Raw genomic sequence first — 25,799 nt, 5'->3', positions numbered from 1 at the left:
GCCGCGACGCCGCCGCGCACGCACGCCCGCCCGGTGACGGGCGTCGGCGCCGCCGGCCAGTCGCCGGACGCCGCACGACGCCGCCCCGCGCCGCCGGCCCCGGCACGCGCGCCGCTCTACGCGTGGGTGCAACAGCCCGCGGAGCCGATCACGCCGGCACCGAGCGTTCACGACACGCTGCGCTCGATCGAAGCCAGTACCGCGCAGTGGGCGACGCTGGACGGTGTGCGGCAGGCCGACGCGTCGTCGGCGCCGGCCGCCGCGGCGACCGTGGCCGGCGCGGTTGCAGCGGCGGGCAGCGTCGCCGCGTCGGCGTCGACGGCCGTACCGGCCGCGGTCGTTCCGGACGCGCGCCAGGCCGCGCCCCAGGACGCAGGGCGTCGGGATGCGCACGAAGCGGCGCCGGCGTCCGACGACGCACCGATCGTGCTGGATGCATTCATGCCGGCGGAGCCGAGCATGCGCGTGCCTGCTGTCGATACGGATGGCGTGGCATTCGACGAGGCCGTGACGCCATCCGACGACGCACCGATCGTGCTGGATGCGTTCATGCCGGCCGAGCCGGGCGTGCGCGTGCCTGCTGTCGATACGGGTACTCCGGTGTTCGACGAGGCCGTGCGGCATGCCATGCCGGATCCCGGCGTCGAAACCGATGCGCCGACGCGTCACGCGGACCGCGAGCATCGGCATGGCGCCGATGCACCAGCCGCGCCGGCATTCGATGCCCCGATCGACTTTGCGCCTTGGGAAGACATCGTCAGCCCGCCGGTTTCCAGGCTCGGCGCGCCGCATGAAAGCCCGATTGCCGCGCCACCGTCGGACGCGGATGAGTCGGTGGCCGCGAGCGCAGCGGTCGGTACGCCTTCGGCCGCTGTCACGTCGACCGTGAGCGCCACGGGCCGCACCGTCGATGCGAAGGATGCGGCAACGGCCGCCGGAATTGCCGGCCAGATCCAATCGCAAGCTCCGGCGCTTGCCGATACCGCCGTATCGGTCGTCGCGAAAGAACACACGCACGCGACGCAGGATGTCGTGAAGCCGGTCCAGCCGGTCACGCCGCCTCCCCTCTCCGCTTCGTCGATCGCGGCAACGCCGACGCAGCCGCGTGCCGATGCAGTGCCCGTCGCAGCAGCGACGACGGCAGCCTCGGCCGCGTCGAACACGGCACCGGCCGGCGCCGTGACGGGAACGGTCTGGCACGCGGCAGCAAAGCACGGTAGCGAAACCGCTCCGTTGCCTGCAGGCATGCAACGCGCCACGCCACCGGCACCGGCACCGGCGGCGGCGGCGGCGGCGGCGGCGGCGGCGGCGGCGGCAACGGTGACACCGGCCGCCGCGGCCATGCAACCTGCGTCCGTCGACGCCGCTGCCTCCTCCGCATCATGGTCGAAGCCGTTGTCCGCTGAGCCCTTCGCTGGTGCGCAGACGACCTCGGCAGCTGACGCGTCGTCGCCCGTCGGCAGCGCATCCGGTTCTGCCGCGCCGGTGCCCGCGAACACGCCGAACAGCACGCCTGTCGCCGCAGCGCCTGCGTTTGCCGGCATGACAACGGCACAACCTTTTGCGGCCGCGCAAAACGCAGCGGCTGCGGCTTCCGCCCTGACGTCTGCGGCGGGCGCTTCCGGCCCGGCCACCGCGCAGCCTTTCGCATCCGCGCCGACCGTGGCAGCCGCCACGGCGCCTGCATCGACCGGCACGTCCTTCAGCGCAACCGGATCGCAACCTGTGCAACGCACGCCGGTGTCGCCTGCCGCCGCGTCTTTCGCCTCGTCGGGCAGCGCATTGGCCGCAGCGTCGACCGCATCGGCGACGCCTTCGGCAGCATCGACCACCCGCATGCCTGACGGTTCGGCATTCGGTGTGCCGGCCGCGACGACTGGAGCGACGCAGACGACAACCGGCGCCGCGCCTGTCGCTGCCACTGCCATCGCCCCGACACCGTCTTCCGGCGCACTCGCCCCGATGAACACGGTCGCCGTTGCCGCGCCCGCCGCGTTCGGCGCCACGCCTGCCGCGACAAATGGCGCGCCAGCCTCCTTCGCCGCTGCCCCGGCCGCGACGGCACCGGCCGCGTCGCCGACTTCCGCGCCCCCGTCGGTCTCGGCATTGCCGACCTACTCCGTGCCGGGCGGATCCGTCGACACGGCGACACCGGCGCAATCCATCGCGTCCGCACCGCTGCCGCAGGCCCCGTCGTTCACGACCCCGCCGGCTCCCGCCGCTGCGCCGGCGAGTTGGTCGATGTCCGACATCGGCACGACGCCCACGACAACCGGCATCACGATCCCGGCCGCCACGACCGTGCCGCTTCCGACCGCAACGCCTCCCGCGGCCACCGTGCCGCCGGCACCGGCGGAATCGGGCGCCCCGGCCGCCGACGCATCGGCCGCACCCGCGCGCCAGCCGCGCCCGAACGCGTTCGAATTCCACGCACCCGCGTCGTTCAACGTGGAGTTGCCGACGCTCGACCTGCTCGAGCCCGCGTCCGACGACGTCGAAACGATCACCGAGGAACACCTCGCGCAGACGGCCCAGGTCATCGAGCAGCGCCTGCAGGAGTTCAAGGTGCCGGTGACGGTGGTCGGCGCATCGGCCGGCCCGGTGATCACGCGCTTCGAGATCGAACCCGCGCTCGGCGTGCGCGGCAGCCAGATCGTCGGCCTGATGAAGGACCTGTCGCGCGGCCTCGGCCTCACGTCGATCCGCGTCGTCGAGACGATTCCCGGCAAGACCTGCATGGGCCTCGAGCTGCCGAACGCGAAACGCCAGATGATCCGCCTGTCGGAAATCCTCGAGTCGCGCCAGTACCAGCATTCGGCGTCGCAGCTGACGATCGCGATGGGCAAGGACATCACCGGCCACCCGGTCGTCACCGATCTCGCGAAGGCGCCGCACATGCTGGTCGCCGGCACGACGGGTTCGGGCAAGTCGGTCGCGATCAACGCGATGATCCTGTCGCTGCTGTACAAGGCGACGCCCGAGGACGTGCGGCTGATCATGATCGATCCGAAGATGCTCGAGCTGTCGGTCTACGAAGGCATCCCGCACCTGCTCGCGCCGGTCGTCACCGACATGAAGCTCGCGGCGAACGCACTGAACTGGTGCGTCGGTGAAATGGAGAAACGCTACCGGCTGATGTCGGCCGTCGGCGTGCGCAATCTCGCGGGCTTCAACCAGAAGATCCGCGACGCGGAGGCGAAGGAAAAGAAGATCGGCAACCCGTTCTCGCTGACGCCCGACGATCCCGAGCCGCTGTCGAAGCTGCCGCTGATCGTCGTCGTGATCGACGAGCTGGCCGACCTGATGATGGTCGCCGGCAAGAAGATCGAGGAGCTGATCGCCCGTCTCGCGCAAAAGGCGCGCGCGGCCGGCATCCACCTGATCCTCGCGACCCAGCGCCCGTCCGTCGACGTGATCACCGGCCTCATCAAGGCGAACATCCCGACGCGCGTCGCATTCCAGGTGTCGTCGAAGATCGACTCGCGCACGATCCTCGACCAGATGGGTGCCGAATCGCTGCTCGGCCAGGGCGACATGCTGTTCCTGCCGCCGGGCACGGGCTACCCGCAGCGCGTGCACGGCGCGTTCGTCGCGGACGAGGAAGTGCACCGGATCGTCGAATACCTGAAGCAGTTCGGCGAGCCGCAGTACGAGGAAGGAATTCTCGACGGCCCGGCCGCCGACGGTGCGACGCAGGACCTGTTCGGCGAAGCGCCGGATGCGGAAGCCGATCCGCTGTACGACGAAGCGGTCGCGTTCGTCGTGCGCACGCGGCGCGCGTCGATCTCGTCGGTGCAGCGCCAGTTGCGCATCGGCTACAACCGCGCCGCGCGCCTCGTCGAGCAGATGGAGGCGGCCGGACTGGTGTCGCCGATGGGCATCAACGGCAGCCGCGAGGTGCTCGTGCCGGCGGCGGCCGACTGAGCATGGCGGCAGCACGGCCGCCGACGATCGATCCGGGCGCCCCGCGCAAGCGGCCGCCCGGACGAAAAAGGGCGCTGCCTCGGCAGCGCCCTTTTTTGATGGACGGCGATTTACAGCGCCGCCGGCACCAGCTTGAAGTCGACCGGGCTGCCGACCACGACCTTCTGCGGATTCGCGCCGAGCTGCCCCGTTTCGACATCGCGGCTGAACACGTAGAACGTGTCGCTGTCCTGGTTGCCGACGATCAGCCACTTGCCGGTCGGGTCGATCAGGAATTCACGCGGCGTCCTGCCGAGGCTCGACTGGCGCCCGACGGTCTTCAGCCGGCCGTCGGCCTGGTTCACCGCGTAGATCACGATTTCGTTCACGTCGCCGCGATTGCTCGCGTACAGGAAGCGGCCGTCCGGCGACAGGTGGAGCGCGCCGCCGCCGACCTTGCCCTTGAAGCCCGGCACCGTCATCGGCAGCGTCTCGACCGGCGTCAGCTTGCCGTCGCGGTAGCCGAACACCTCGACCGACGCGTTGAGTTCGCTCGTCACGTACGCGAACCGGCCGTCGGCGCTGAATACCATGTGACGCGGGCCGGAGCCGGCCTTCACCGGCGTGTAGCGCGTGTCGGTCGGGCTGATCAGCCCGCGGCTGCCGTCCACCGTGTAGCGGTAGCCGTAGAGCTTGTCCGCGCCGAGGTCCTGCACGAACAGGTAGCGGCCGTCGGGCGAGAACACCGTCGAGTGCACGTGCGCGCCATCCTGGCGCCCCTTCACGGGCCCCGTGCCCTCGTGATGCACCGTCAGCACGGCCGGGCCGGCCGCGCCGCCGTCGCGGATCGGGAACACGGCAAAGCTGCCGCCCGGATCGGCCGCGACCGAGTAGTTGGCCGTGACGAGGTACTTGCCGTCCGGTGACAGCGCGAGATAGCAAGGATCGTTCCCTTCCGACGACACGCGGTCGATGAACGTGAGCGCCCCCGTCTTCGGATCAAAGCCGAACGCGCTGATGCCGCCGCGCTGCGCGGCCGGCCCGTTGTCGCCGGGCAGTTCGTTGACCGCGTAGACGGTGCGACCGTCGCGGCTCGGCAACAGGTAGGACGGATTCACGGTCTTCGCCGACGACACGGGCGCGATGCTGCCCGTTTTCGTATCGAAGCGGTACACGTAGATCCCGTCGCTGCCGTGCCCCGTATAGGTGCCGACGAGCAGGTTGTAGACGCCGTCGGCCGGTGCCGGCGATTGTTGTGCGAAGGCGTGGGTCGCGGACAAGGAAAGCACGAGCGCGAAACCTTTCATCCAGTGAGCGAACCTAAGCGGGAACCCTCGTGTCGAAGCGCGCGCGTCACGCTCGCGTAAACGGTTGGGCATTGAATCCTCCTTGCATCGAGTCGCGTCAAGTGTTGAGATAGGACGAAACGCCGGCCGTTCATGCGCTCCGCCGCCCGGGCGAGTATACGGGGCGCGACGCCGGCGCGTGAAGCCCGGGCGCCGCAGCCCTGCATCGTGAACTCGAATATCCAAGGACCGCTTGCCCATGCCCGCCCTGATCGAAGACTACGCCCTCGTCGGCGACGGCCACACTGCCGCGCTGATCTCGAAAGACGGCTCCGTCGACTGGCTGTGCTGGCCCCGCTTCGATTCGGGCGCCTGTTTCGCGGCGCTGGTCGGCACGCCCGAGCACGGCCGCTGGCTGCTCGCGCCGGCCGCCGACGCCGCGATCACGCACACGACGCGCCGCTATCGCGGCGACACGCTGATCCTCGAAACCGACTACGAAAGCGCCGACGGCGCGGTCACCGTGATCGACTTCATGCCGCCCGGCAACGGCTGGTCCGAACTGGTGAGGATCGTCGTCGGCCGCCACGGCACGATGAAGATGCGCATGGAACTGGTGTTGCGCTTCGACTACGGTTTCTCGATCCCGTGGGTCACGCAGCTGACGCGCGAGGACGGCATGAAGGCGATCGCCGGCCCCGATACCGTCGTGCTGCGCACGCCGGTGCCGCTCACCGGCAAGAACCTCCATACGCTCGCGGAATTCACGGTGAGCGCCGACGAACGTGTGCCGTTTTCGCTCAGCTATGCGGCGTCGCACCTGCGGCTGCCGCCCGCGCGCGATCCGCTGTCGATGCTCGCGCGCACCGAGAACTACTGGCTCGAATGGTCGGGCCGCTGCCAGGTGCAGGGCCGCTACGCGGCCGCCGTGCGCCGTTCGCTGATCACGCTGAAGGCGCTCGCGTACGAGCCGACCGGCGGCATCGTCGCGGCGCCGACCACGTCGCTGCCCGAGAAGATCGGCGGCAACCGCAACTGGGACTACCGCTACTGCTGGCTGCGCGACGCGACGATCACGCTGCTCGCGCTGATGCGCGGCGGCTATTACGACGAGGCGCGCGCGTGGCGCACGTGGCTCGGCCGCGTGATGGCCGGCTCGCCCGAGCAGATCCAGATCATGTACGGGATCGCGGGCGAGCGCCGGCTGCCGGAAATGGAGCTCGACTGGCTGCCCGGCTACCAGGATTCGAAACCGGTGCGCGTCGGCAACGGCGCCGCGAACCAGCTCCAGCTCGACGTGTTCGGCGAAGTGATGGCCGCGCTGCACCTCGCGCGCGTGGGCGGCCTGCAGGCCGACGACACGGTGTGGTCCGTCCAGTGCTCGCTGCTCGACCATCTCGAGAAGATCTGGCGGGAACCCGACGAGGGCATCTGGGAGACGCGCGGCGGCCGCCGCCACTTCACGTTCTCGAAGGTAATGGCGTGGGTCGCGTTCGACCGCGCGATCAAGTCGGCGGAGATGTTCCGGCTGCCCGCGTCGCTCGACCGCTGGCGCGCGCTGCGCGACCGGATCCACGCGGACGTGTGCGACAACGCATGGCATGAAGGCAAACAGGCGTTTGCCCAGAGCTACGGCAGCGACGAGCTCGACGCGAGCGTACTGCTGCTGCCGCTGCTCGGCTTCCTGCCGCCGGAAGACCCGCGCATCGTCGGCACGGTCGACGCGATCGAGCGGGAATTGCTGCACGACGGCCTCGTGATGCGCTACCGCACGACCGAGTACGACGACGGCCTGCCGCCGGGCGAAGGCACGTTCCTCGCGTGCAGCTTCTGGCTGGTCGACAACTACGCGCTGCTCGGCCGGATCGACGACGCGCACCGGCTGTTCAGCCGGCTGCTCGCGCTGTCGAACGACCTCGGGCTGCTCGCCGAGGAATACGATCCGGTCGATGGCCGGCTCGTCGGCAATTTCCCGCAGGCGTTCTCGCACGTGGCGCTCGTGCATACCGCGATGAACCTGATGCACCACGAAGAAGCGATGGCGCGCGCGGCCGGCCAGCCGGCGCCGGCCGTGGCGACGGGGCGCTGACCGGGGGTGGAGCGGCTTCTTCAGAGATCGTCAATTCGCAAACGTTTGATGAAAAATCGGAAAAATGTTGCATTGCAACATTGATCGTTGTCCGATATGATCGACTCGATTGTCCGGCCGCACTGCAACATGGCCGGTCGCTGACCCACACGGCACGCCGCGACGCCACACGCCCCTGCGCACCGTCCCCCAAGCGGGAGTAGTCTGCATGCTTTACCAACTGCACGAATTCCAGCGGGCGATGCTGAGCCCGCTCACGGCCTGGGCCCAGGCCGCCTCCAAGTCGTTCGCCAATCCGTCCAGCCCGTTCTCGCTGATGCCCGGCGCACCGCGGATGGCCGCCGCGTACGAACTGATGTACCGGCTCGGCAAGGATTACGAGAAGCCCGAATTCAACATTCACCAGATCGTCAAGGACGGCCACAACATCCCGATCGTCGAGCAGACGATCATCGAGAAGCCGTTCTGCCGGCTGCTGCGTTTCAAGCGCTATTCGGACGACGCCGATGCCGTCACGCAGCTGAAGGACGAACCGGTCGTGCTGGTCTGCGCGCCGCTGTCGGGCCACCACTCGACGCTGCTGCGCGACACCGTGCGCACGCTGCTGCAGGATCACAAGGTGTACATCACCGACTGGATCGATGCGCGGATGGTGCCGGTCGAGGTCGGCCCGTTCCACCTGCACGACTACATCGCGTACATCCAGGAATTCATCCGCCACATCGGCGCGCGCAACCTGCACGTGATCTCCGTGTGCCAGCCGACCGTGCCGGTGCTCGCGGCAATCTCGCTGATGGCGAGCCGCGGCGAGGACACGCCGCTCACGATGACGATGATGGGCGGCCCGATCGACGCGCGCCGCAGCCCGACGTCGGTGAATTCGCTGGCTACGCAACACTCGACCGCGTGGTTCGAGAACAACGTGATCCACACGGTGCCCGCGAACTATCCGGGCGAAGGCCGCCACGTGTATCCGGGCTTCCTGCAGCACACGGGCTTCGTCGCGATGAACCCGGAACGTCACGCGCAATCGCACTGGGACTTCTACCAGAGCCTGCTGCGCGGCGACGAGGACGACGCCGAGGCGCACCGCCGCTTCTACGACGAGTACAACGCGGTGCTCGACATGGCGGCCGAGTACTACCTCGAGACGATCCGCGTCGTGTTCCAGGAATTCCGGCTCGCGGAAGGCACGTGGGATGTCGCAGGCGAGCGCGTGCGTCCGCAGGACATCAAGCACACCGCGCTGATGACGATCGAGGGTGAACTCGACGACATCTCGGGCAGCGGCCAGACGCACGTCGCGCATGAGCTGTGCACGGGCATCCCGCAGGACGACCGCCGCAGCCTGACCGCCGAGAAGTGCGGTCACTACGGGATCTTCTCCGGCCGCCGCTGGCGCACGATCATCTATCCGCAGTTGCGCGACTTCATCCGCGAGCATGCGCCGGAACCGAAGAACGGCACGACGAAGTTGCCTCCCGATGCACAGGACGCGACCACGATCGGCGCCGTGCCGGCCGCCACGCCGCAGCCTGAAACGACGGCGCGCGCCACCGCCGCGAAGCGCACGCGCCCGAAAGCGCCGGCCGTGACGGTCGCCCCCGCCAGGACGGCCGTCGCGAAGGCCGCACCTGCCGCGAAACGCGCAGGCAGCACGCGCGCCAAGCCCGCGCGGGCGCGCAAGGCCGCCTGACGCACCGCGTCCCGACGCAAAAACGCCGCCGGTGCTTGCGCACGGCGGCGTTTTTTTATCCGGCGGTCGCGCTCGCGGCGACTCATCGATTCATCGACGCGTCGGTTCATCGGCGCGTCGGTTCGACGGTTCGTCGACTCAGCGCCGCAGCAGATACGCGAGCAGCAACTCGGTGTTCATCCTGACCATCTCCGCGCGCTCGTCGGCTTCACTGAAGTCGCGGCCGAGCGTCGCGGCGAGCGTGAAGCGGTTCGACACGATGTAATAGCCGAGCCCCGACAGCGTCACGTAGAAGCGCAGCGGATCGACGTCGCTGCGGAACAGCCCGGCTTTCTGGCCGCGCATCAGCACGTTGCCGAGCTTCGCGACGATCGGCGACATCATCTCGCGGATCCGCGTCGACTTGTGCAGGTAGCGCGCTTCGTGCAGGTTCTCGTTGTTGATGAGCCGCAGCAGCTCGGGATGATCGCGGTAGTAGTCCCACACGAAATGCGCGAGCCGCGTGACGGCCTCGACGGGCGCCACGCCATCCAGGTCGAGCACGCGCTCGGCCTCGGTCAGCGCGGAGAACGCGTGTTCGAGCACGGCCGTAAACAGCTGCTCCTTGCTGCCGAAGTAGTAATAGAGCATGCGCTCGTTGGTCTCGGCCCGGCGCGCGATCTGGTCGACGCGTGCGCCGAACAGCCCTCCACCCGCGAACTCTTCGGCTGCCGCCATCAGGATGCGGCGGCGTGTACCTTCAGGATCTCTTTTGATTTTTGGCTGATTCATGGTGGCGTTTTGCTATGTGAGCCGCGTGATCCTGATCCGGACCGGCACCCCCACCGCCTCGGCGCCGGCTGCCCTGGAACGAGCGCGCCGCATGCGGCCGCCCTCCTGCTGAGCCCCTGCAAAAAAGCGGTTCGATTATGCGCACAGACAGCGTCCAGCGCAATGCGGGAAATCGGCGATAATCGAGGTTTGGCAAACCTTTCCGGCCGCGCCAGACGCGGCCGAGAGCCATTCGGCGCTGCTGCGCCCGTTGTCACCGTGACCGATTCCAAGACCCTCGCGGATCGCATCGAAGATCTGCTTCCCCAGACGCAATGCACGAAGTGCGGCTATAACGGCTGCCGTCCGTACGCCGAAGCGATCGCCGCCGGCGACGCGAACTACAACCAGTGCCCGCCCGGCGGCGCCGAAGGCATCGCGCGCCTCGCGCGCCTGCTCGGCAAGCCCGTGATCCCGCTGAATCCCGTCAACGGCGCCGAGCATCCGCGCGCCGTCGCGTTCATCGACGAAAGCCTGTGCATCGGCTGCACGCTGTGCATGCAGGCGTGCCCGGTCGACGCGATCATCGGCGCACCGAAACAGATGCACACGATCGTCGAATCGCTGTGCACGGGCTGCGACCTGTGCGTACCGCCCTGCCCGGTCGACTGCATCGCGATGGTCCCCGTGACCGACGAGCGCACCGGCTGGGACGCGTGGTCGCAGGAACAGGCGGACGCCGCGCGCGAGCGCCACGACCGCCGGCTCGCGCGCCAGCGTCGCGAACGCGAGGCCGCCGAGGCGCGCGCCGCCGCCCGCCGCGCGGCCAGCGCCGGCGCCGGCGCCGGCGCGGCCAAGGCTGCGCCGGCCGCGGAACAGCCGGGCGCACCGGGCGCTGCCCCGGCCGACGACGCCGACGCGAAGAAGCGCGCGATCATCGCCGCCGCGCTCGAACGCGCACGCAAGAAGAAGGAAGAACTGTCCGGGCAAGGCGCCGGGCCGAAGAACACCGAAGGCGTGAGCGCGGCCGTGCAGGCGCAGATCGATGCGGCCGAAGCCCGCCGCAAGCGGCTCGCCGAACAGCAGGCGCAGCGCGACGCCGAGGCCGCCGGCGACACCCGCGACGATCCGAATCACGACGACCGGAACGGCCCGTCCGCGCCGCCCGACAAGAACCGTCCATGAACGCCACGAAACGACGCGCGATCTACGAAACGCTGCAAAGCCTCAATCCGCATCCGACCACCGAGCTCGAATACACGACGCCGTTCGAGTTGCTGATCGCGGTGATGCTGTCCGCGCAGGCGACCGACGTGTCGGTCAACAAGGCGATGCGCAAGATGTTCCCGGTCGCGAACACCCCGCGACAAATCGTCGCGCTCGGTGAAGAAGGCGTCGCCGACTACATCAAGACGATCGGCCTGTACCGCACCAAGGCGAAGAACGTGATCGCGACGTGCAACATCCTGCTCGAGCGCTACGACGGCGAGGTGCCGGCCGATCGCGAAGCGCTCGAGAGCCTGCCAGGCGTCGGCCGCAAGACCGCGAACGTCGTGCTGAACACTGCGTTCGGCCAGCCGACGATCGCGGTCGACACGCACATCTTCCGCGTCGCGAACCGCACGGGGCTCGCGCCGGGCAAGGACGTGCGGGCCGTGGAGGCCGCGCTCGAGAAGTTCACGCCGAAGGAATTCCTGCAGGACGCGCATCACTGGCTGATCCTGCACGGACGCTATGTGTGCAAGGCGCGCAAGCCCGAATGCTGGCACTGCGTGATCGAGCCGCTGTGCGAATTCCGGCCGAAGACGCCGCCGCCGAACGAGTGAGCGTCAGCCGCGGCTGACGCACTGCACGCGGCCGCTCGTGCCGCTCGTGCGCTCGTGCGCGCGGCACGACCAGCGGACGCCATTGCGGCGCCCGCGGCTTGTCCCTGCCCTGCTATGCGTTGGACGTCGCCGTCGCGTCGTCGGCCGCCGCGCCGCCCGCGCGCACGAGCGCGAGCACGGCCGCGAGGATCGCGACGCCGCCGATCCACTGCAACGGCGACAGCGCCTCGCCGAACAGCAGCGCCGCGAGCGCGACCGTCACGACCGGCTCGAGCGTCGACAGCATCGACGTGCGCGCGGCCCCCAGCCGCTCGAGCCCGGCGAAGAACGCGAGCATCGCGGCGACCGTCGACACCAAGGCGATCGCAAGCATCGACGCCCAGCCGGCAGCCGTCGCCGGCCAGCGCGGCGGCGCACCGAACGCCGCGGTCCGCACGATCGCGATCGCGACGAGCGTCGCGGTCGCCGACAGGCAGATGACGGCGGTCGTCGCGAGCGGATCGACGCCGCGCGTCGCCTTCGTGCCGCCGACGATGTACAGCGAATAGATCACCGCGGCGGCCAGCGCGAGCGCGATGCCGAGCGGCTCGCCGTGGCCGCCGCCGACCATCAGCGCGGAGCCCGCGACGCAGAGCACGAGCGCGACCGCCTTCGCGCGCGTGAGGCGCTCGCCGAGCCACCATGCGGCCAGCAGCGTGACAAAGGCCGGATACAGGTACAGCAGCAATGCGACGAGGCTCGCCTGCGCATGCTGGAGCGCACTGAAATAGCAGAACGACTGCCCGACGTAGCCGAGCGCCCCCATCGCCACGAGCGGCGCGAGCGTGCGGCCGCGCGGCCATGCGACGCGGCGGTGCCGCGCGATCGCGGCAAGGATCGCGCCGCCGATCGCGAAGCGCACGATCAGCAGCCCGAGCACGTCGACGCCGGCCGCATACGCATAGCGGCCGAAGATCGCCATCGCGCCGAAGGCGGCGGCAGACAACGCGACATAGAGCGCGCCCTGTAGCGCGGCGGACGATGAGCGGACGGTGGCGGACATGATGGAGCGGTGCGAGCGCGACGACGGGAATCGTCGGAGTGTAGCGGCGCGGCGGCCGGCAGCCTAGCCCGCGCTTACCCGTTGCGCGGCGGCCCGCACCGACCGGCACCGCGCCCGATGTGCCCGATGTGCCGATGCGCCCGCTGCGCGCGGCAAGCGCCCCGCCAGCGCCGCGCGCCGACCCGGCGTACAATGCGCGACGCGGCATGACGCCGCCCGAATCACGACGTTTCCCCACCATGTTCAATCCGAGTCGCGACGAAGTCCGTCGCTTTTTCACCGAGACCTGGCGCAAGCAGCGCGCCGGCGAGATCCTGACGCCGCTGGAAGCGATGGCAGCCGACTGGATCGTCGAGCATCCGGAATACCACGACGACCTCGCGGACGCCGACGGCGCCGCCGCGCGCAACTACACGCCCGAGGAAGGCCGCACGAACCCGTTCCTGCATCTGTCGATGCACCTCGCGATCAGCGAGCAGCTGTCGATCGACCAGCCGCCCGGCATTCGCGCCGCGCACGACAAGCTGGCCGCGAAGCTCGACTCGACCCACGAGGCGCAGCACATGATCATGGAGTGCCTCGGCGAGACGATCTGGGAAGCGCAGCGCACCGGCACGCCGCCCGATACGGACGCGTACCTGCAGCGCATCCTGCGCCGCGCGTCGCGCGACTGAGCGCCGCGGACAAAAAAATACCCCGCCGCGGCGGGGTATTCCGGCTGCACGGACCGGCAAGGTCCGGCGCGCTTACTTCTTGAAGACGAGATCCGTCTCTTTCAGCGACTCGATGTAGGCCGCGATGTCCTTCATGTCGCTGACCGACAGGTTCTGCACCTGCGCCTGCATGATCGCGTTGTTGCGACCGAGCAGCGGGTTCGTCAGCCCCATCTGGTACTGGCGCATCGCCCACACGAGGTAGTCGGCGTGCTGGCCCGCGAGGCGCGGATATTCTGCGTTGATCGGCTTGTTCAGCTGCGCGCCGTGGCAGGCCGCGCAGTTGTGCGACTCGACCAGCTCCTTGCCCTTCGTGATGTCCGCCGCATGCGCGGTACCGATCGCGAGGCCGGCCGCCAGTGCAACCGCCGCCGTCTTGAATGCGTTGTTCATGAATGCTCCTGTCCCGCCGGTCAGATCGGCGGCGCGCGCTTTACTTGTAGGGATTGTCCTTCGTGTCGGCCTTCTGGACGGCGTAGTAAGCCGCCAGATCCGCGATGTCCTGGTCCGTCAGCGAACCGGCGATCGCGTTCATCGACGGGAAGTGACGATCTTTCTTGCGGTAGGCCTTCAGCGCGTTCTCGAGGTATTGCTGGTTCTGGCCGCCGAGGACGGGCACCCGGTAGACCTCCGGATACGCCGCGCGGTAATCCTGGATGCCGTGGCAACCGATACACATGGCGGCCTTGCTTGCCCCGTCCTTCGGGTTGCCGACCACACCGGCCGCCTGCGCGCTGCCCGCGAGCGCCACGAGCGCTGCGACAACGACGTGTTTGCCGACGAATTTGTTCATAGCTCTTGTAACCTAGCTTGAGGGGAAACTGGCGCCGAAGCGGCAACGGCCCGCGCCGTTTTGCTTGTCGGTCGCCACGCAGGCCAAAAAAAACGGCCAGATTGTACCGCGTCGGCGGGGAATGCGTCCATACGGCGCCCCGGTCCGCCCCGCCGCAGCCCCGCAACGATACGCGGCCCCGGCCCAACCGGACAGCCCTTCTGACTTATACTGGGTTTTTTTGCGACCAGGAAAGAGCGCCGCCATGCGTTTCGAAGGATCCTCGCACTACGTCGCCACCGACGACCTGAAGCTCGCGGTCAATGCCGCGCTGACGCTGCAGCGCCCGCTGCTGATCAAGGGCGAGCCCGGCACCGGCAAGACCATGCTCGCCGAGGAAGTGGCGGCCGCGCTCGACATGCCGCTGCTGCAGTGGCACATCAAGTCGACGACGAAGGCGCAGCAGGGCCTGTACGAATACGACGCCGTGTCGCGGCTGCGCGACTCGCAGCTCGGCGACGCGCGCGTGAAGGACATCGCGAACTACATCGTGAAGGGCGTGCTGTGGCAGGCGTTCGACGCCGAGCACCCGAGCGTGCTGCTGATCGACGAGATCGACAAGGCCGACATCGAATTCCCGAACGACCTGCTGCGCGAGCTCGACCGGATGGAATTCCACGTGTACGAGACGCGCGAGACCGTGCGCGCGAAGCACCGCCCGCTCGTGATCATCACGTCGAACAACGAGAAGGAGCTGCCCGACGCATTCCTGCGCCGCTGCTTCTTCCACTACATCCAGTTTCCCGATCCGTCGACGATGCAGCAGATCGTCGCGGTCCACTTCCCGGACATCCGCGAGGAACTGCTGCGCGCGGCGCTCGAGAGCTTCTTCGAGCTGCGCGCCGTGTCGGGGCTGAAGAAGAAGCCGTCGACGTCCGAGCTGCTCGACTGGCTGAAGCTGCTGCTCGCCGAGAACATCCCGGCCGACGCGCTGCGCGGCGTCGACGCGAAGCAGATCGTGCCGCCGCTCGCGGGCGCGCTGCTGAAGAACGAGCAGGATCTGAGCCTGCTCGAGCGGCTCGTCTACATGAACCGGCACAACCGGTAACCCACCCGCGAAGGCCCGGCCATGCTGCTCAATTTCTTCTACGCGCTGCGCGCAGCCAAGCTGCCCGTCTCGGTGAAGGAATACCTGACGCTGCTCGAATCGCTGAAGGCCGGGCTGATCTCGCCGTCGATCGACGCGTTCTACTTCCTCGCGCGGATGACGCTCGTCAAGGACGAGCAGTACTTCGACAAGTTCGACCAGGCGTTCGGCGCGTATTTCCACGGCGTGTCCGCCCTGCCTTCCGAGGCGTTCGACGTTCCGCTCGACTGGCTCGAGAAACGCCTCCAGCGCGAGCTGTCGCCGGAGGACAAGGCGCAGATCGAAGCGATGGGCGGCCTCGACATGCTGATGGAGCGCCTGAAGGAACTGCTCGACGAGCAGAAGGAACGCCACGAAGGCGGCAACAAGTGGATCGGCACCGGCGGCACGTCGCCGTTCGGGCACGGCGGCTACAACCCAGAAGGCATGCGCATCGGCGGCCCGTCGAACGGCAACCGCACCGCGGTCAAGGTGTGGGAAGCGCGCGCCTATCGCGACTACGACGATTCCGTCGAGATCGGCACGCGCAACATCAAGGTCGCGCTGCGGCGCCTGCGCCGCTTCGCGCGCGAAGGCGCGGCCGAGGAGCTCGACCTGCCCGGCACGATCCGCAGCACGGCCGCGAACGCCGGCTGGCTCGACCTGCGGATGGTGCCCGAGCGTCACAACAACGTGAAGGTGCTGATGCTGCTCGACGTCGGCGGCTCGATGGACGACCACATCAAGCGCACCGAAGAGCTGTTCTCGGCCGCGAAGGCCGAGTTCAAGCACCTGGAGTTCTACTACTTCCACAACTGCGTGTACGACCACCTGTGGAAGAACAACCGCCGCCGTCACGCGGAGCGCACCGCGACGTGGGACGTGCTGCACAAGTTCACGCCCGACTACAAGCTGATCTTCGTCGGCGACGCGACGATGAGCCCGTACGAGGTGCTGCAGCCCGGCGGCTCGGTCGAATACAACAATCCGGAAGCCGGCGCCGTCTGGCTGCGCCGCCTCGCCGACCAGTTCCCCCACCATGCATGGCTGAACCCGGAGCCCGAGCGGCTATGGGAATACCGGCAATCGGTCTCGATCATTCGCGACGTGCTCGGTCAGCGCATGTACCCGCTCACGCTCGCGGGCCTCGAAACCGCGATGCGCGCACTCAGCAAGTAACGAACCCACCCTGCAGACACGAAGGCCGCGTCCAGGCGGCCTCCCCCGGAGATAGCATGAACCCTTCGCCCACCGCGAGCGCTGGCCGCGCCGGCGGCCGCCGCTTTTTCACCGATACGTCCGTCTCGGCGCTCGTCGCCGGCTTCGTCGCGATGATGACGGGCTACACGAGCTCGCTCGTGCTGATGTTCCAGGCCGGCCGCGCCGCGCACCTGACCGACGCGCAGATCTCGTCGTGGATCTGGGCGCTGTCGATCGGCATGGCGCTGACGACGATCGGCCTGTCGCTGCGCTTTCGCGCGCCCGTCGTGGTCGCGTGGTCGACGCCCGGCGCCGCGCTGCTGATCGCGTCGCTGCCCGGCGTACCGTATCCCGAAGCCATCGGCGCGTTCGTCGTGTGCGCACTGCTGCTGACCGCGGTCGGCCTGAGCGGGCTGTTCGACACGCTGATGCGGCGCATTCCGGCCGGCATCGCTGCCGCCCTGCTCGCGGGCATCCTGTTCGAGATCGGCATCGAGATCTTCCGCGCCGCGCAGTTCCAGACCGCGCTCGTGCTCGCGATGTTCTTCACCTACCTGATCGTCAAGCGGCTCGCGCCGCGCTACGCGATCGTCACGACGCTGCTCGTCGGCACCGTGGCGGCCGGCGGCCTCGGGCTGCTCGACTTCAGCCGCTTCCACATCGCGCTCGCGCAACCCGTGTTCACGATGCCCGCGTTCTCGATCGCGTCGATCGTCAGCATCGGCATTCCGCTGTTCGTCGTCGCGATGGCGTCGCAGAACGTGCCGGGCATCGCGGTGCTGCGCGCGGACGGCTATTCGACCCCGTCGTCGCCGCTGATCGCGTCCACCGGCCTCGCGTCGCTGCTGCTCGCGCCGTTCGGCTCGCACGGCGTGAACCTCGCGGCGATCACCGCGGCGATCTGCACGGGCCCCGAAGCGCACGAGGATCACGCGAAGCGCTACACGGCCGCCGTGTGGTGCGGCACGTTCTACCTGATCGCCGGGATCTTCGGCGCGACGATCGCCGCGCTGTTCGCGGCACTGCCGAAGGCGCTCGTCGTGTCGGTCGCCGCGCTCGCGCTGTTCGGCTCGATCATGAGCGGGCTCGCGAACGCGATGCAGGACGTGAAGCAGCGCGAAGCCGCGCTCGTCACGTTCATGGTCACCGCGTCGGGTCTGACGCTGTTGTCGATCGGCTCGGCGTTCTGGGGCCTCGTCGCGGGGATCGTCACGCAGGTGATCCTGAACGCGCGTCGCCCCGCGTGATGCGGCGCGACGCCCGCCACGGCAGGCGCCGGACCCGCCAAAACGTGCCCGACACGAATCGGGCCTAAAATGATGGATCGAAGGCGGCGCCCGGCGCCGCCTCGCTTCGCCGCCGCGCTCGCGCGGCCCGTGAGAACCCGGCGCGCCGCGCCCTTCTTCCGAATCGCCATGACTACCGCACTCGACCAGCTGAAGCAGTACACGACCGTCGTCGCCGACACGGGCGATTTCCAGCAGCTTGCGCAATACAAGCCGCAGGATGCGACCACGAACCCGTCGCTGATCCTGAAGGCCGTCCAGAAGGACGCGTACAAGCCGATCCTCGAGAAAACCGTCCGCGATCATCGCAACGAAAGCACCGATTTCATCATCGACCGCCTGCTGATCGCATTCGGCACCGAGATCCTGAAGCTGATTCCGGGCCGCGTGTCGACCGAGGTCGATGCGCGCCTGTCGTTCGACACGCAGCGCTCGATCGACAAGGGTCGCGAACTCATCGCACTGTACGAGGCCGCCGGCGTCGGCCGCGAGCGCATCCTGATCAAGCTCGCGTCGACGTGGGAAGGCATTCGCGCGGCCGAGGTGCTGCAGAAGGAAGGGATCAAGTGCAACATGACCCTGCTTTTCTCGCTCGTGCAGGCCGCCGCGTGCGCGGAAGCCGGCGCGCAACTGATCTCGCCGTTCGTCGGCCGCATCTACGACTGGTACAAGAAGCAGGCCGGCGCCGACTGGGATGAAGCGAAGAACGGCGGTGCGAACGATCCGGGCGTGCAGTCGGTGCGCCGCATCTACACCTACTACAAGACGTTCGGCTACAACACCGAAGTGATGGGCGCGAGCTTCCGCACGACGAGCCAGATCACCGAGCTCGCGGGCTGCGACCTGCTGACGATCAGCCCCGATTTGCTGCAGAAGCTGCACGACAGCACCGAAACGGTGGCGCGCAAGCTGTCGCCGGACGCGCTGCAGGACAAGCCGACCGAGCGCGTCGCGATCGACGAGGCGTCGTTCCGCTTCCAGCTGAACGACGAAGCGATGGCGACCGAAAAGCTGTCCGAAGGCATCCGCGTGTTCGCCGCCGATGCGGTGAAGCTCGAAAAGCTGATCGACGGGCTGCGCTGAACCACGCCGCACCTGACGTGACGGCCGGCAGTTGAACTGTCAGCAACCCTGACAACAGCCGTCAGCAGCGTGACGAACGGCCGCGAACCGCGTGTTCGCGGCCGTTTTTATTTTTCATTCCATCGTCAGACGCGCGCACTACAATCCACGTCACGAGTGCGCCGGCCGCATCCCGGCGTGCTCTTCCCGGTCAATCTTGGAAGTACCCGCGCCGGCACCGACACGCCGGCCCGGTCAACAGGAGACAACGATGCAAGTCCAACCGTATCTGACGTTCTACGGCCGCGCGGAAGAGGCCCTTCAGTTCTACGAAAAGGCGCTCGGCGCGAAGACGATGTTCAAGATGCGCTTCAAGGATGCGCCGCCGAATCCCGAACACGCGATCACGCCCGAGATGGCCGACAAGGTGATGCATGCGAGCTTCACGATCGGCGACTCGATGATCATGTGCTCGGACGGCGACTGCAGCCAGCCGGCCGGCGCCGCGCATGCCGGCTATTCGCTGTCGCTGAACCCGGCGACGGTCGAGGAAGGCCAGAAGTTGTTCAATGCGCTCGCCGACGGCGGCGAAGTGACGATGCCGTTCGGCAAGACATTCTGGGCGCTCGGCTTCGGGATGGCGAAGGACCGTTTCGGCGTGCACTGGATGGTCAACGTCGAAGACCTGTCGCAACGCGAGGATCTCGTGAAACGCGCGCAGGGCTGACACCCGCGAAAACGCCCGCCACTTCGCAGTGACGGGCGTCGTTGCCGCTGCGCGATGCGCGGCCCGCGACATGCGGCCGCGCCGCCCGCATCAACCCTCGACGACGTCGAGATAGTCCTCCGGCCGCGTGCGATCCTCCGCATGCGCCATGCCCATCGCGCGCACCAGCACGCTCACCGCCACCGCCACCACCAGGTTCACGACCAGCGACCACACGGCCGCGTAGCCGGGAATCGCGAGGCCGAACAGGTGGATCGTGAAGATCGAGCTCGCGAGCTTCAGCGACACCGCCATCCACGTGCCGCACACGATGCCTGCCGCCCAGCCGGCCAGCAGGCCGCGATGGTCGAGCAGCCGCGTGTAAAGGCCGAGCACGATCGCGGGCAGCGTCTGGATGATCCAGATCCCGCCGAGCAGCTGCAGCTGGATCGCATAGGTGAGCGGCAGCCCGAGGATGAACGCGACCGCGCCGACCTTCACGATCAGCGACGTGAGCTTCGCGACGTGCGTCTCCTGGTCGTGCGTCATGTCGCGGTTGATGAACTCGCGGTGGATGTTGCGCGTATAGAGGTTCGCGGCCGCGATCGACATGATCGCCGCCGGCACCAGCGCGCCGATGCCGATCGCCGCGAACGCGACGCCGACGAACCACGACGGGAAATACTCGAGGAACAGCGCGGGCACCGCGAAGTTCGGGCCGAACGCCTTGAAGTACGGCGCGTACTGCGGCATGTCCTTCACGCCCGCTGCAAGCGCCATGTAGCCGAGCAGCGCGAGCAGGCCGAGCACGAACGAGTACGCGGGCAGCATCGCCATGTTGCGGCGGATCGAGTTGCCGGACGACGACGACAGGATCGCCGTGACCGAGTGCGGATACAGGAACAGCGCGAGCGCCGAGCCGATCGCGAGCGTCACGTACGCGCTGTAGCCGTTCAGGCTCGCCGCGTCCGGCGCCTTCAGCAGCAGCTTCGCGGGCGGCACGCTCGCGAAGATGTGGCCGAAGCCGCCGAGCTTCGCCGGGATCACGATGACCGCCGCGGCGATCGTGATGTAGATCAGGATGTCCTTCACGATCGCGATCATCGCGGGCGCGCGCAGCCCCGACGTGTACGTGTACGCGGCGAGGATCGCGAACGCGATGATCAGCGGCAGGTCGCCGACGAAGCCCGTCGTGTCGAAGCCGAGCGCGCCGATCACGACTTCGATGCCGACGAGCTGCAGCGCGATGTAGGGCATCGTCGCGAGGATGCCCGTCACCGCGATCGCGAGCGCGAGCATCCGGCTGCCGTAGCGTGCGTTCACGAAGTCGGCGGCCGTCACGTAGCCGTGACGCTTCGCGATGCTCCACAGCTTCGGGAACACGACGAACGCGAACGGGTAGATCAGGATCGTGTACGGCAGCGCGAAGAAGCCCATCGCGCCGGCGCCGAACACGAGCGCGGGCACCGCGACGAACGTATAGGCCGTGTAGAGGTCGCCGCCGAGCAGGAACCACGTGACGATCGTGCCGAAGCGGCGGCCGCCGAGGCCCCATTCGTCGAGATGGGCGAGATCGCCGCGCCGCCAGTTGGCGGCCAGGAAACCGATGATCGTGACACCGATGAACAGGAGCACGAAAACGAAGGTCGCGCCGAGATTCATCGCGCACCTCCCTGCGGGCCGCTCGCCTTCCACGCGTTCTTGGTCTTGAAATAGACGAACGCGGTAATCACCGCGCTAATGAAGACCCAAAGGAGCTGGTACCAGTAGAAGAACGGAAATCCGAACCATTGCGGTTCGATCTTGCTGTACGACGGTACCCACACCATCGCGATCAGCGGTAGTACCAGCAGCCAGAGCCAGCGCTTGGCGGCCCGATTGGCGTCGGCATCGTGAGCCATGACGTCTCCTCATCTTTCCCGGTTATCGATCTTGTCAAGCGGGTGCGGCGGCGAGAGGAGCGGCAAAACGGGTAAGCTGCGGCTCCCCTGGCTTCGCGCCAGTATAGGAGCCGCGAACGCGCGGTCAAGCGGGGGCGAACCCGAGGTGATCCGCCCCCAGTCATGCGGTTGCACCGGCATGCGGCCGGCGCATGAGCGTCAGATCGCGAACGAGGATTCGCGTGCGCCGATCGTTTCTTTCAAAGCTTTCACCCACTTGCGCGCGGGCAGCTTCAGCGTGTCCTCGATCAGTTTCGCGCGGGCTTCCAGCTGCGCGAACGACACGTCGAGCGCGGGGCCCGAGAACGCGATCGCGATCCGGTTGCCGTCGTGCACTTCGGGCAGCGCGATCACGCGATGGTCGAACGCCGCGTTCAGGTGCTTCATGTTGCGCACGAAGCTCGGATGGTCGCCGAACAGGTTGATCGTCGCGATGCCCGCGTCGGCGAGGCAGCCGCGCACCGCGCGATAGAACGCGACGCTGTCGAGCACCGGGCCGCGTGCGGTCGCGTCGTACAGGTCGATCTGCAGTGCGCCCGTCGTGCCGCGGTTGGCCGGATCGTTGACGAAGTCCCACGCGTCGGCTTCGTGCACGACGAGGCGTGCGTCGTCGGGCGGCAGCGCGAACATCGTGCGTGCGGCGACGATCACGGCCGGGTTCAGTTCGACGGCCTCGACCTTCGCGTGCGGCAGGAAGCGGTGCGAGAACTTCGTCAGCGCGCCGGTGCCGAGCCCGAGCTGGACGATCCGCTCGGGCGTTTCGAGGAACAGCAGCCACGCCATCATCTGCTGCGCGTATTCGAGCTCGATGGCGAGCGGCTTCGAAATCCGCATCGCGCCCTGCACCCATTCGGTACCGAAGTGCAGGAAGCGCACGCCGCGCTCTTCCGAGAACGTGACGGGCGCGAAGCGCGGCTTGCGCGGTGCGTCGAGGACGGGCACGTCGTCGTGTTCGTCGATCTCCGGGCGGCGCTTCACGCGCGGCGGCTGGAGCTGTTCGGAGCCGTTGTAGGCGGACGGCTTGCGTTTTTTGAACGCGCGCGCCTCGGCGGACGCGCGCTTGATCAGTCGGGTCATGATTGAATCTCGCTGGGTGACGCTGGATGAGCGGACGAGAGGATAGCATTGGTGGCGGTGGGAACCGTACCGAACGCCTGGTGATGCACGACTTCGACTTCACCGCGCCGTTGGCGCTACGCCGCGTTCATTGATCGAAGGAGGACGCATGACCTCGAACGGCAAGAAGATCTGGTTTCCCGCGAAGCGCAACGGCTGGGGATGGGGTTTGCCTGTCGCATGGCAAGGTTGGGTCGTGCTGCTGCTGTTCGCGACCGGGATCATCGCGAGCGCGTGGCTGGTGCCGCCGCACCAATCGCCGATCGCATACGGTGCCTGCATCGTGGTACTGGTCGCGCTGCTGACTGCCGTTTGCTGGCTCAAGGGCGAGAAGCCCGGGTGGCGATGGGGCAAGGACGATTGATCGTCCGGCGCGACACGCACGCACGTACGATCGCCGTTCTTCGGCAACGAACAACCCGCTTCCCGCTGTCATCGCCCCAAATCGATCGCCCTCTGTCGAACGGCTGAATTGCCCCGGTCCCCCGCGACGCAAAGATGTGAAGGAACGGCCATCGGCCGGAAGATCACGCGCGCGCTCGCCTTCGTCAACACGCACCGCGGTGCCGCCGGCATCGCCCGTCGGCGTTCACCTCCAGCCTGCCCCGCCCTCACACCGCATGCGAACGGTCGCACCGGGTTCCTGCGCGCACCTTGAAAATATACCCAAATAGGGATAAATTCATCGATGGATCCGTACATCAAACCGCTGTATTGGCTCGGCTCGGCGCGCAAGGACCTCAAAGCGATGCCCGAAGCCGTGCAGGACACGTTCGGTTATGCGCTCTATCTGGCGCAGACCGGACGCAAGCACGAGCAGGCGAAACCGTTGCGAGGGTTCGGATCGGCCGGCGTGCTCGAGATCGTGGAATCGGAAGACAACGGCACGTACCGCGCCGTCTACACGGTGAAGCTCGGGAGCAGCGTCTACGTGCTGCACTGCTTCCAGAAGAAATCATCGTGCGGCATCGCGACGCCGAAGCCGGACGGCGATCTCGTCCGCGCACGCCTGAAAGCAGCCGAAGCACACGCACAAGGAGCAAGACGATGATCGAAATCGAACCGGGCAGCGGGAACGTCTACGCTGATCTGGGCATGCGCGATGCCGACGAAATGCGCGTGAAGGCTCAACTCGCCGCCAAGATCGCGGAGATCATCAAGGCACGCAAATGGACGCAGCAGCAGGCGGCCCGGTTGCTCGGCATGACGCAGCCGAAGCTGTCGAACATGCTGCGCGGGCAGTTTCGCGGCGTGAGCGAAACGAAGATGCTCGAATGTCTGGCGAAGCTCGGACGCGACGTGCAGATCGTCGTCGGGCCTGACCGTCAGTCCGAAGTCGAAGGGCACATCGAAGTCGTATTCGCCGCCTGACGGCAACGTCGTGCCGATGTTCCGGATTGCAGGGCGAGCGACGCGATCGCGTACTGCTGCGTCGCGACGCTCCTCTCCTGGCATCCTTGGTATGTCGATCGGGAGGATCGATGGATCGCCGCCATTTCCTCAAGTCGTCGACCTTTTTCACGGTTGCGGCAGCCACCGGCATGCTCGTCGTTCCGCTGTCGGCCCGATCTGCCGGCACCGCGCGCAAGGGCAGGTATCGGTTCCCGCAAGGCGTCGCCAGCGGTGATCCGCGCGATCGCTCCGTCGTGTTCTGGACGCGCTGCGTGCCCGTCGCCGAGAACGCGCGGCACCGCGCGAAAGGCGTCGCGCACACGATCCCGTTACGACTCGAAGTATCGACGCGGCCGGATTTCTCGACGCTCGTCGCCAGCGTCCCGTTGGGAGCACGCGCCACCTATGACTTCACCGTGCGCGCGAAGGTAACGCAGCTCGCACCGAATCTCACGTACCACTACCGGTTCGTCGCCGGCGGCGACGTGAGTGCCACCGGCGTCGCGCGCACGGCTCCGGATGCCGACGAGGCCAACCACCGCGTTCGCTTCGCATGGCTCACCTGCCAGGACTGGAGCATCAATCACTGGCAAGCCATGCGCCTGCTGGCAGCCGAAAGCGATCTCGATTTCGTCGTGCATGTGGGCGATTACATCTATGAGACGGTTGGGGCCTCGAGACCCGGCACGGTCGAGGCGGCGCACCCGCCGCTGCGCCTGCCTGACGGAAAGCCGCTCGCCGATGGCCGCGTGTATGCCGATACGCTCGAAGACTATCGGACGCTCTATCGCACTTATCGTACCGACGCGCGCTTGCAGACGCTGCACCAGCGCCTGCCGATGATCGCGATATGGGACGACCACGAATTTTCCGACGACTGCTGGCAGGATCACCAGGTCTACACCAACGAGGAAAGGCAGGAGACGCAGCGCCGCCGCAACGCCAGTCGCGCGTGGGCGGAGTACATGCCGGTGGACTGGAGCGACGTGCGCTTCGAACCGGACAATCCGTCGTACACCAACATTCGTATCTATCGCGAATTTCGCTTCGGCACGCTGATGCATCTCGTGATGACGGACGAGCGGCTGTATCGCGACGACCATGTCGTCAGCGAGGCGTCTGTCGCGCGTACACGCGGGCACGACCCGGTCAACGGCGACGACGCAGCCGGCTCGCGCTACTTCGTCAATCAGGGTGTGCTGCAGCGCCTGGAGGCGCAGGCTACCGCGCAGCTTGGTCGCGCGCCGTCGATGCTCGGCCCGGAGCAGACGCAATGGTGGAAGGCCACGATGAAAGGTTCGCCCGCGACGTGGAAGGTGTGGGGCAACGAGGTGATGTTGAACCGTCTGTGGGCCGTGATGCCAGGCGCGCCGCAGACACCGGCAGCACGCCTCGTGGTCGATTGCGACGCATGGGACGGCTATCCGGCACACAAGCACGAACTGCTCTCATACCTGAACGAGCAGGGCATCCGCAACGTCGTCGCGATCAGCGGGGACCTGCATGCGTTTCAGTGCGGCGTCGTGCGGGACGACCCCGACCCTGCAAAAGGCACGCCCGTGGCCGTCGACTTCGTCTGCGCAGGCATCAGCAGCGCGTCCTTCTATTCCTACCTGAAAGCCGCATGGAGCGGCACGCCGTTTGCGTCACTGGCCGCCACCCCGGCCAAACTCGACACCTTCCTGACGACGAACAACCCCGATCTGCGCCACGCCGACCACGACGCACAGGGCTATGCGTCAGCCACCGTCACGCCGGAGCTTTTTTGCGTGGTGTTCAACAAAGTAAGGCCGCTGAACCCGGACGGCACCGCGCCCGCGGAGGCCCTGCTCGACCGCACGCTCCTGACCGTTCCCAAGGACTCGGTCGAGGTGCGCGTCGAGCGCTTCTAGGG

General features: G+C 67.7%; 23 protein-coding genes. 15 read left to right on the top strand and 8 right to left on the bottom strand.

Annotation, left to right across the window (positions count from 1 at the left end):
• Nucleotides 1-3,924 (top strand): DNA translocase FtsK (locus DIE02_RS36170; RefSeq protein ID WP_124529930.1); only part of this gene is annotated, 3,924 nt, incomplete at its 5' end.
• Nucleotides 3,925-4,034: 110 nt separating this feature from the next.
• On the opposite strand, the gene DIE02_RS28165 is transcribed toward DIE02_RS36170, so the two are convergent.
• On the bottom strand, nt 4,035-5,282 hold the full coding sequence (locus DIE02_RS28165; protein WP_124487193.1) for a lactonase family protein: 1,248 nt from the start codon (nt 5,280-5,282) through the stop codon (nt 4,035-4,037).
• Nucleotides 5,283-5,448: 166 nt separating this feature from the next.
• Here DIE02_RS28165 and DIE02_RS28155 point away from each other — a divergent pair, with 166 nt between their 5' ends.
• Together DIE02_RS28155 and DIE02_RS28145 are read left to right on the top strand one after the other, a co-directional pair.
• On the top strand, nt 5,449-7,278 hold the full coding sequence (locus tag DIE02_RS28155; protein WP_044849192.1) for a glycoside hydrolase family 15 protein: 1,830 nt from the start codon (nt 5,449-5,451) through the stop codon (nt 7,276-7,278).
• 208 nt (nt 7,279-7,486) lie between these two features.
• The gene (locus DIE02_RS28145; RefSeq protein ID WP_124487192.1) at nt 7,487-8,974 is read left to right on the top strand and encodes a polyhydroxyalkanoate depolymerase; all 1,488 of its coding nucleotides are present in this window, start codon (nt 7,487-7,489) and stop codon (nt 8,972-8,974) included.
• A 138-nt stretch (nt 8,975-9,112) separates the two neighbouring features.
• Here DIE02_RS28145 and DIE02_RS28140 read toward each other — a convergent pair whose 3' ends face one another.
• The gene (locus DIE02_RS28140) at nt 9,113-9,745 is read right to left on the bottom strand and encodes a TetR family transcriptional regulator (protein ID WP_044849194.1); all 633 of its coding nucleotides are present in this window, start codon (nt 9,743-9,745) and stop codon (nt 9,113-9,115) included.
• A 162-nt stretch (nt 9,746-9,907) separates the two neighbouring features.
• On the opposite strand from DIE02_RS28140, the gene rsxB reads away from it, so the two are divergent.
• Both rsxB and nth read left to right on the top strand, forming a co-directional pair.
• On the top strand, nt 9,908-10,909 hold the full coding sequence (gene rsxB / locus DIE02_RS28135; protein WP_124487191.1) for an electron transport complex subunit RsxB: 1,002 nt from the start codon (nt 9,908-9,910) through the stop codon (nt 10,907-10,909).
• Entirely contained in the window at nt 10,906-11,550 is a 645-nt protein-coding gene (gene nth / locus DIE02_RS28130; RefSeq protein ID WP_124487190.1) for an endonuclease III, read from the top strand. Before rsxB ends, nth begins: the two co-directional genes overlap by 4 nt.
• Nucleotides 11,551-11,662: 112 nt before the next feature.
• Here the strand turns inward: nth and DIE02_RS28125 are convergent, their stop codons facing one another.
• The gene (locus tag DIE02_RS28125; RefSeq protein ID WP_124487189.1) at nt 11,663-12,592 is read right to left on the bottom strand and encodes a DMT family transporter; all 930 of its coding nucleotides are present in this window, start codon (nt 12,590-12,592) and stop codon (nt 11,663-11,665) included.
• 206 nt (nt 12,593-12,798) lie between these two features.
• Here DIE02_RS28125 and DIE02_RS28120 point away from each other — a divergent pair, with 206 nt between their 5' ends.
• Nucleotides 12,799-13,266, top strand: coding sequence for a DUF1841 family protein (locus tag DIE02_RS28120; protein ID WP_374692714.1), 468 nt, complete (start codon nt 12,799-12,801; stop codon nt 13,264-13,266).
• A 72-nt stretch (nt 13,267-13,338) separates the two neighbouring features.
• Here DIE02_RS28120 and DIE02_RS28115 read toward each other — a convergent pair whose 3' ends face one another.
• Together DIE02_RS28115 and DIE02_RS28110 are read right to left on the bottom strand one after the other, a co-directional pair.
• The gene (locus DIE02_RS28115; protein WP_044846444.1) at nt 13,339-13,698 is read right to left on the bottom strand and encodes a cytochrome c; all 360 of its coding nucleotides are present in this window, start codon (nt 13,696-13,698) and stop codon (nt 13,339-13,341) included.
• Nucleotides 13,699-13,738: 40 nt separating this feature from the next.
• Nucleotides 13,739-14,098, bottom strand: a complete 360-nt coding sequence (locus DIE02_RS28110) for a c-type cytochrome (protein WP_011352793.1) — start codon at nt 14,096-14,098, stop codon at nt 13,739-13,741.
• Nucleotides 14,099-14,342: 244 nt separating this feature from the next.
• Between DIE02_RS28110 and DIE02_RS28105 the strand changes: the two genes are divergently transcribed.
• The 5 genes from DIE02_RS28105 to DIE02_RS28085 all read left to right on the top strand — a co-directional run bounded on the left by DIE02_RS28105 (nt 14,343) and on the right by DIE02_RS28085 (nt 19,478).
• Nucleotides 14,343-15,185, top strand: coding sequence for a MoxR family ATPase (locus DIE02_RS28105; protein ID WP_124487188.1), 843 nt, complete (start codon nt 14,343-14,345; stop codon nt 15,183-15,185).
• 21 nt (nt 15,186-15,206) lie between these two features.
• The gene (locus DIE02_RS28100; RefSeq protein ID WP_124487187.1) at nt 15,207-16,382 is read left to right on the top strand and encodes a VWA domain-containing protein; all 1,176 of its coding nucleotides are present in this window, start codon (nt 15,207-15,209) and stop codon (nt 16,380-16,382) included.
• Nucleotides 16,383-16,438: 56 nt separating this feature from the next.
• Entirely contained in the window at nt 16,439-17,650 is a 1,212-nt protein-coding gene (locus DIE02_RS28095) for a benzoate/H(+) symporter BenE family transporter (protein ID WP_044846441.1), read from the top strand.
• Between the two features lie 168 nt (nt 17,651-17,818).
• Nucleotides 17,819-18,772, top strand: coding sequence for a transaldolase (tal, locus tag DIE02_RS28090; protein WP_044846440.1), 954 nt, complete (start codon nt 17,819-17,821; stop codon nt 18,770-18,772).
• Nucleotides 18,773-19,022: 250 nt separating this feature from the next.
• Nucleotides 19,023-19,478, top strand: a complete 456-nt coding sequence (locus DIE02_RS28085) for a VOC family protein (protein WP_124487186.1) — start codon at nt 19,023-19,025, stop codon at nt 19,476-19,478.
• 90 nt (nt 19,479-19,568) lie between these two features.
• Here DIE02_RS28085 and mctP read toward each other — a convergent pair whose 3' ends face one another.
• From mctP to DIE02_RS28070, 3 genes are all read right to left on the bottom strand, one after another.
• Nucleotides 19,569-21,119 (bottom strand): monocarboxylate uptake permease MctP, encoded by a 1,551-nt coding sequence (gene mctP, locus DIE02_RS28080; protein WP_044846438.1) that lies wholly within the window; start codon nt 21,117-21,119, stop codon nt 19,569-19,571.
• Nucleotides 21,116-21,358: a DUF3311 domain-containing protein gene (locus DIE02_RS28075; protein ID WP_011657556.1), complete on the bottom strand. Its 243-nt coding sequence runs from the start codon at nt 21,356-21,358 to the stop codon at nt 21,116-21,118. Before DIE02_RS28075 ends, mctP begins: the two co-directional genes overlap by 4 nt.
• 198 nt (nt 21,359-21,556) lie before the next feature.
• Nucleotides 21,557-22,474, bottom strand: a complete 918-nt coding sequence (locus DIE02_RS28070) for a spermidine synthase (RefSeq protein ID WP_124487185.1) — start codon at nt 22,472-22,474, stop codon at nt 21,557-21,559.
• Nucleotides 22,475-22,622: 148 nt separating this feature from the next.
• Here DIE02_RS28070 and DIE02_RS28065 point away from each other — a divergent pair, with 148 nt between their 5' ends.
• From DIE02_RS28065 to DIE02_RS28050, 4 genes are all read left to right on the top strand, one after another.
• Entirely contained in the window at nt 22,623-22,877 is a 255-nt protein-coding gene (locus DIE02_RS28065; protein WP_124487184.1) for a hypothetical protein, read from the top strand.
• Nucleotides 22,878-23,201: 324 nt separating this feature from the next.
• Nucleotides 23,202-23,564 carry a type II toxin-antitoxin system RelE/ParE family toxin gene (locus DIE02_RS28060; RefSeq protein ID WP_044846435.1) on the top strand — a complete coding sequence of 121 codons (363 nt, stop codon included), beginning with the start codon at nt 23,202-23,204 and terminating at the stop codon, nt 23,562-23,564.
• Nucleotides 23,561-23,884: a helix-turn-helix domain-containing protein gene (locus tag DIE02_RS28055; RefSeq protein ID WP_039319579.1), complete on the top strand. Its 324-nt coding sequence runs from the start codon at nt 23,561-23,563 to the stop codon at nt 23,882-23,884. The genes DIE02_RS28060 and DIE02_RS28055 overlap by 4 nt, the downstream gene beginning before the upstream one ends.
• 110 nt (nt 23,885-23,994) lie before the next feature.
• Entirely contained in the window at nt 23,995-25,797 is a 1,803-nt protein-coding gene (locus tag DIE02_RS28050; protein WP_124487183.1) for an alkaline phosphatase, read from the top strand.
• Nucleotides 25,798-25,799: the final 2 nt, after the last annotated feature.

Source organism: Burkholderia sp. Bp8991 (genome assembly GCF_003853795.1).
Taxonomy (GTDB): Bacteria; Pseudomonadota; Gammaproteobacteria; order Burkholderiales; family Burkholderiaceae; genus Burkholderia.
This window is presented reverse-complemented; position numbering and strand designations above follow the sequence as displayed.

Excerpts from the sequence above, each read along its gene's own strand:
- DIE02_RS28165 (WP_124487193.1), bottom strand. The coding sequence starts at position 5,282 with ATGCCCAACCGTTTACGCGAGCGTGACGCGCGCGCTTCGACACGAGGG.
- DIE02_RS28155 (WP_044849192.1), top strand. The coding sequence starts at position 5,449 with ATGCCCGCCCTGATCGAAGACTACGCCCTCGTCGGCGACGGCCACACT.
- DIE02_RS28145 (WP_124487192.1), top strand. The coding sequence starts at position 7,487 with ATGCTTTACCAACTGCACGAATTCCAGCGGGCGATGCTGAGCCCGCTC.
- DIE02_RS28140 (WP_044849194.1), bottom strand. The coding sequence starts at position 9,745 with ATGAATCAGCCAAAAATCAAAAGAGATCCTGAAGGTACACGCCGCCGC.
- rsxB (WP_124487191.1), top strand. The coding sequence starts at position 9,908 with ATGCGGGAAATCGGCGATAATCGAGGTTTGGCAAACCTTTCCGGCCGC.
- nth (WP_124487190.1), top strand. The coding sequence starts at position 10,906 with ATGAACGCCACGAAACGACGCGCGATCTACGAAACGCTGCAAAGCCTC.
- DIE02_RS28125 (WP_124487189.1), bottom strand. The coding sequence starts at position 12,592 with ATGTCCGCCACCGTCCGCTCATCGTCCGCCGCGCTACAGGGCGCGCTC.
- DIE02_RS28120 (WP_374692714.1), top strand. The coding sequence starts at position 12,799 with ATGACGCCGCCCGAATCACGACGTTTCCCCACCATGTTCAATCCGAGT.
- DIE02_RS28115 (WP_044846444.1), bottom strand. The coding sequence starts at position 13,698 with ATGAACAACGCATTCAAGACGGCGGCGGTTGCACTGGCGGCCGGCCTC.
- DIE02_RS28110 (WP_011352793.1), bottom strand. The coding sequence starts at position 14,098 with ATGAACAAATTCGTCGGCAAACACGTCGTTGTCGCAGCGCTCGTGGCG.
- DIE02_RS28105 (WP_124487188.1), top strand. The coding sequence starts at position 14,343 with ATGCGTTTCGAAGGATCCTCGCACTACGTCGCCACCGACGACCTGAAG.
- DIE02_RS28100 (WP_124487187.1), top strand. The coding sequence starts at position 15,207 with ATGCTGCTCAATTTCTTCTACGCGCTGCGCGCAGCCAAGCTGCCCGTC.
- DIE02_RS28095 (WP_044846441.1), top strand. The coding sequence starts at position 16,439 with ATGAACCCTTCGCCCACCGCGAGCGCTGGCCGCGCCGGCGGCCGCCGC.
- tal (WP_044846440.1), top strand. The coding sequence starts at position 17,819 with ATGACTACCGCACTCGACCAGCTGAAGCAGTACACGACCGTCGTCGCC.
- DIE02_RS28085 (WP_124487186.1), top strand. The coding sequence starts at position 19,023 with ATGCAAGTCCAACCGTATCTGACGTTCTACGGCCGCGCGGAAGAGGCC.
- mctP (WP_044846438.1), bottom strand. The coding sequence starts at position 21,119 with ATGAATCTCGGCGCGACCTTCGTTTTCGTGCTCCTGTTCATCGGTGTC.
- DIE02_RS28075 (WP_011657556.1), bottom strand. The coding sequence starts at position 21,358 with ATGGCTCACGATGCCGACGCCAATCGGGCCGCCAAGCGCTGGCTCTGG.
- DIE02_RS28070 (WP_124487185.1), bottom strand. The coding sequence starts at position 22,474 with ATGACCCGACTGATCAAGCGCGCGTCCGCCGAGGCGCGCGCGTTCAAA.
- DIE02_RS28065 (WP_124487184.1), top strand. The coding sequence starts at position 22,623 with ATGACCTCGAACGGCAAGAAGATCTGGTTTCCCGCGAAGCGCAACGGC.
- DIE02_RS28060 (WP_044846435.1), top strand. The coding sequence starts at position 23,202 with ATGGATCCGTACATCAAACCGCTGTATTGGCTCGGCTCGGCGCGCAAG.
- DIE02_RS28055 (WP_039319579.1), top strand. The coding sequence starts at position 23,561 with ATGATCGAAATCGAACCGGGCAGCGGGAACGTCTACGCTGATCTGGGC.
- DIE02_RS28050 (WP_124487183.1), top strand. The coding sequence starts at position 23,995 with ATGGATCGCCGCCATTTCCTCAAGTCGTCGACCTTTTTCACGGTTGCG.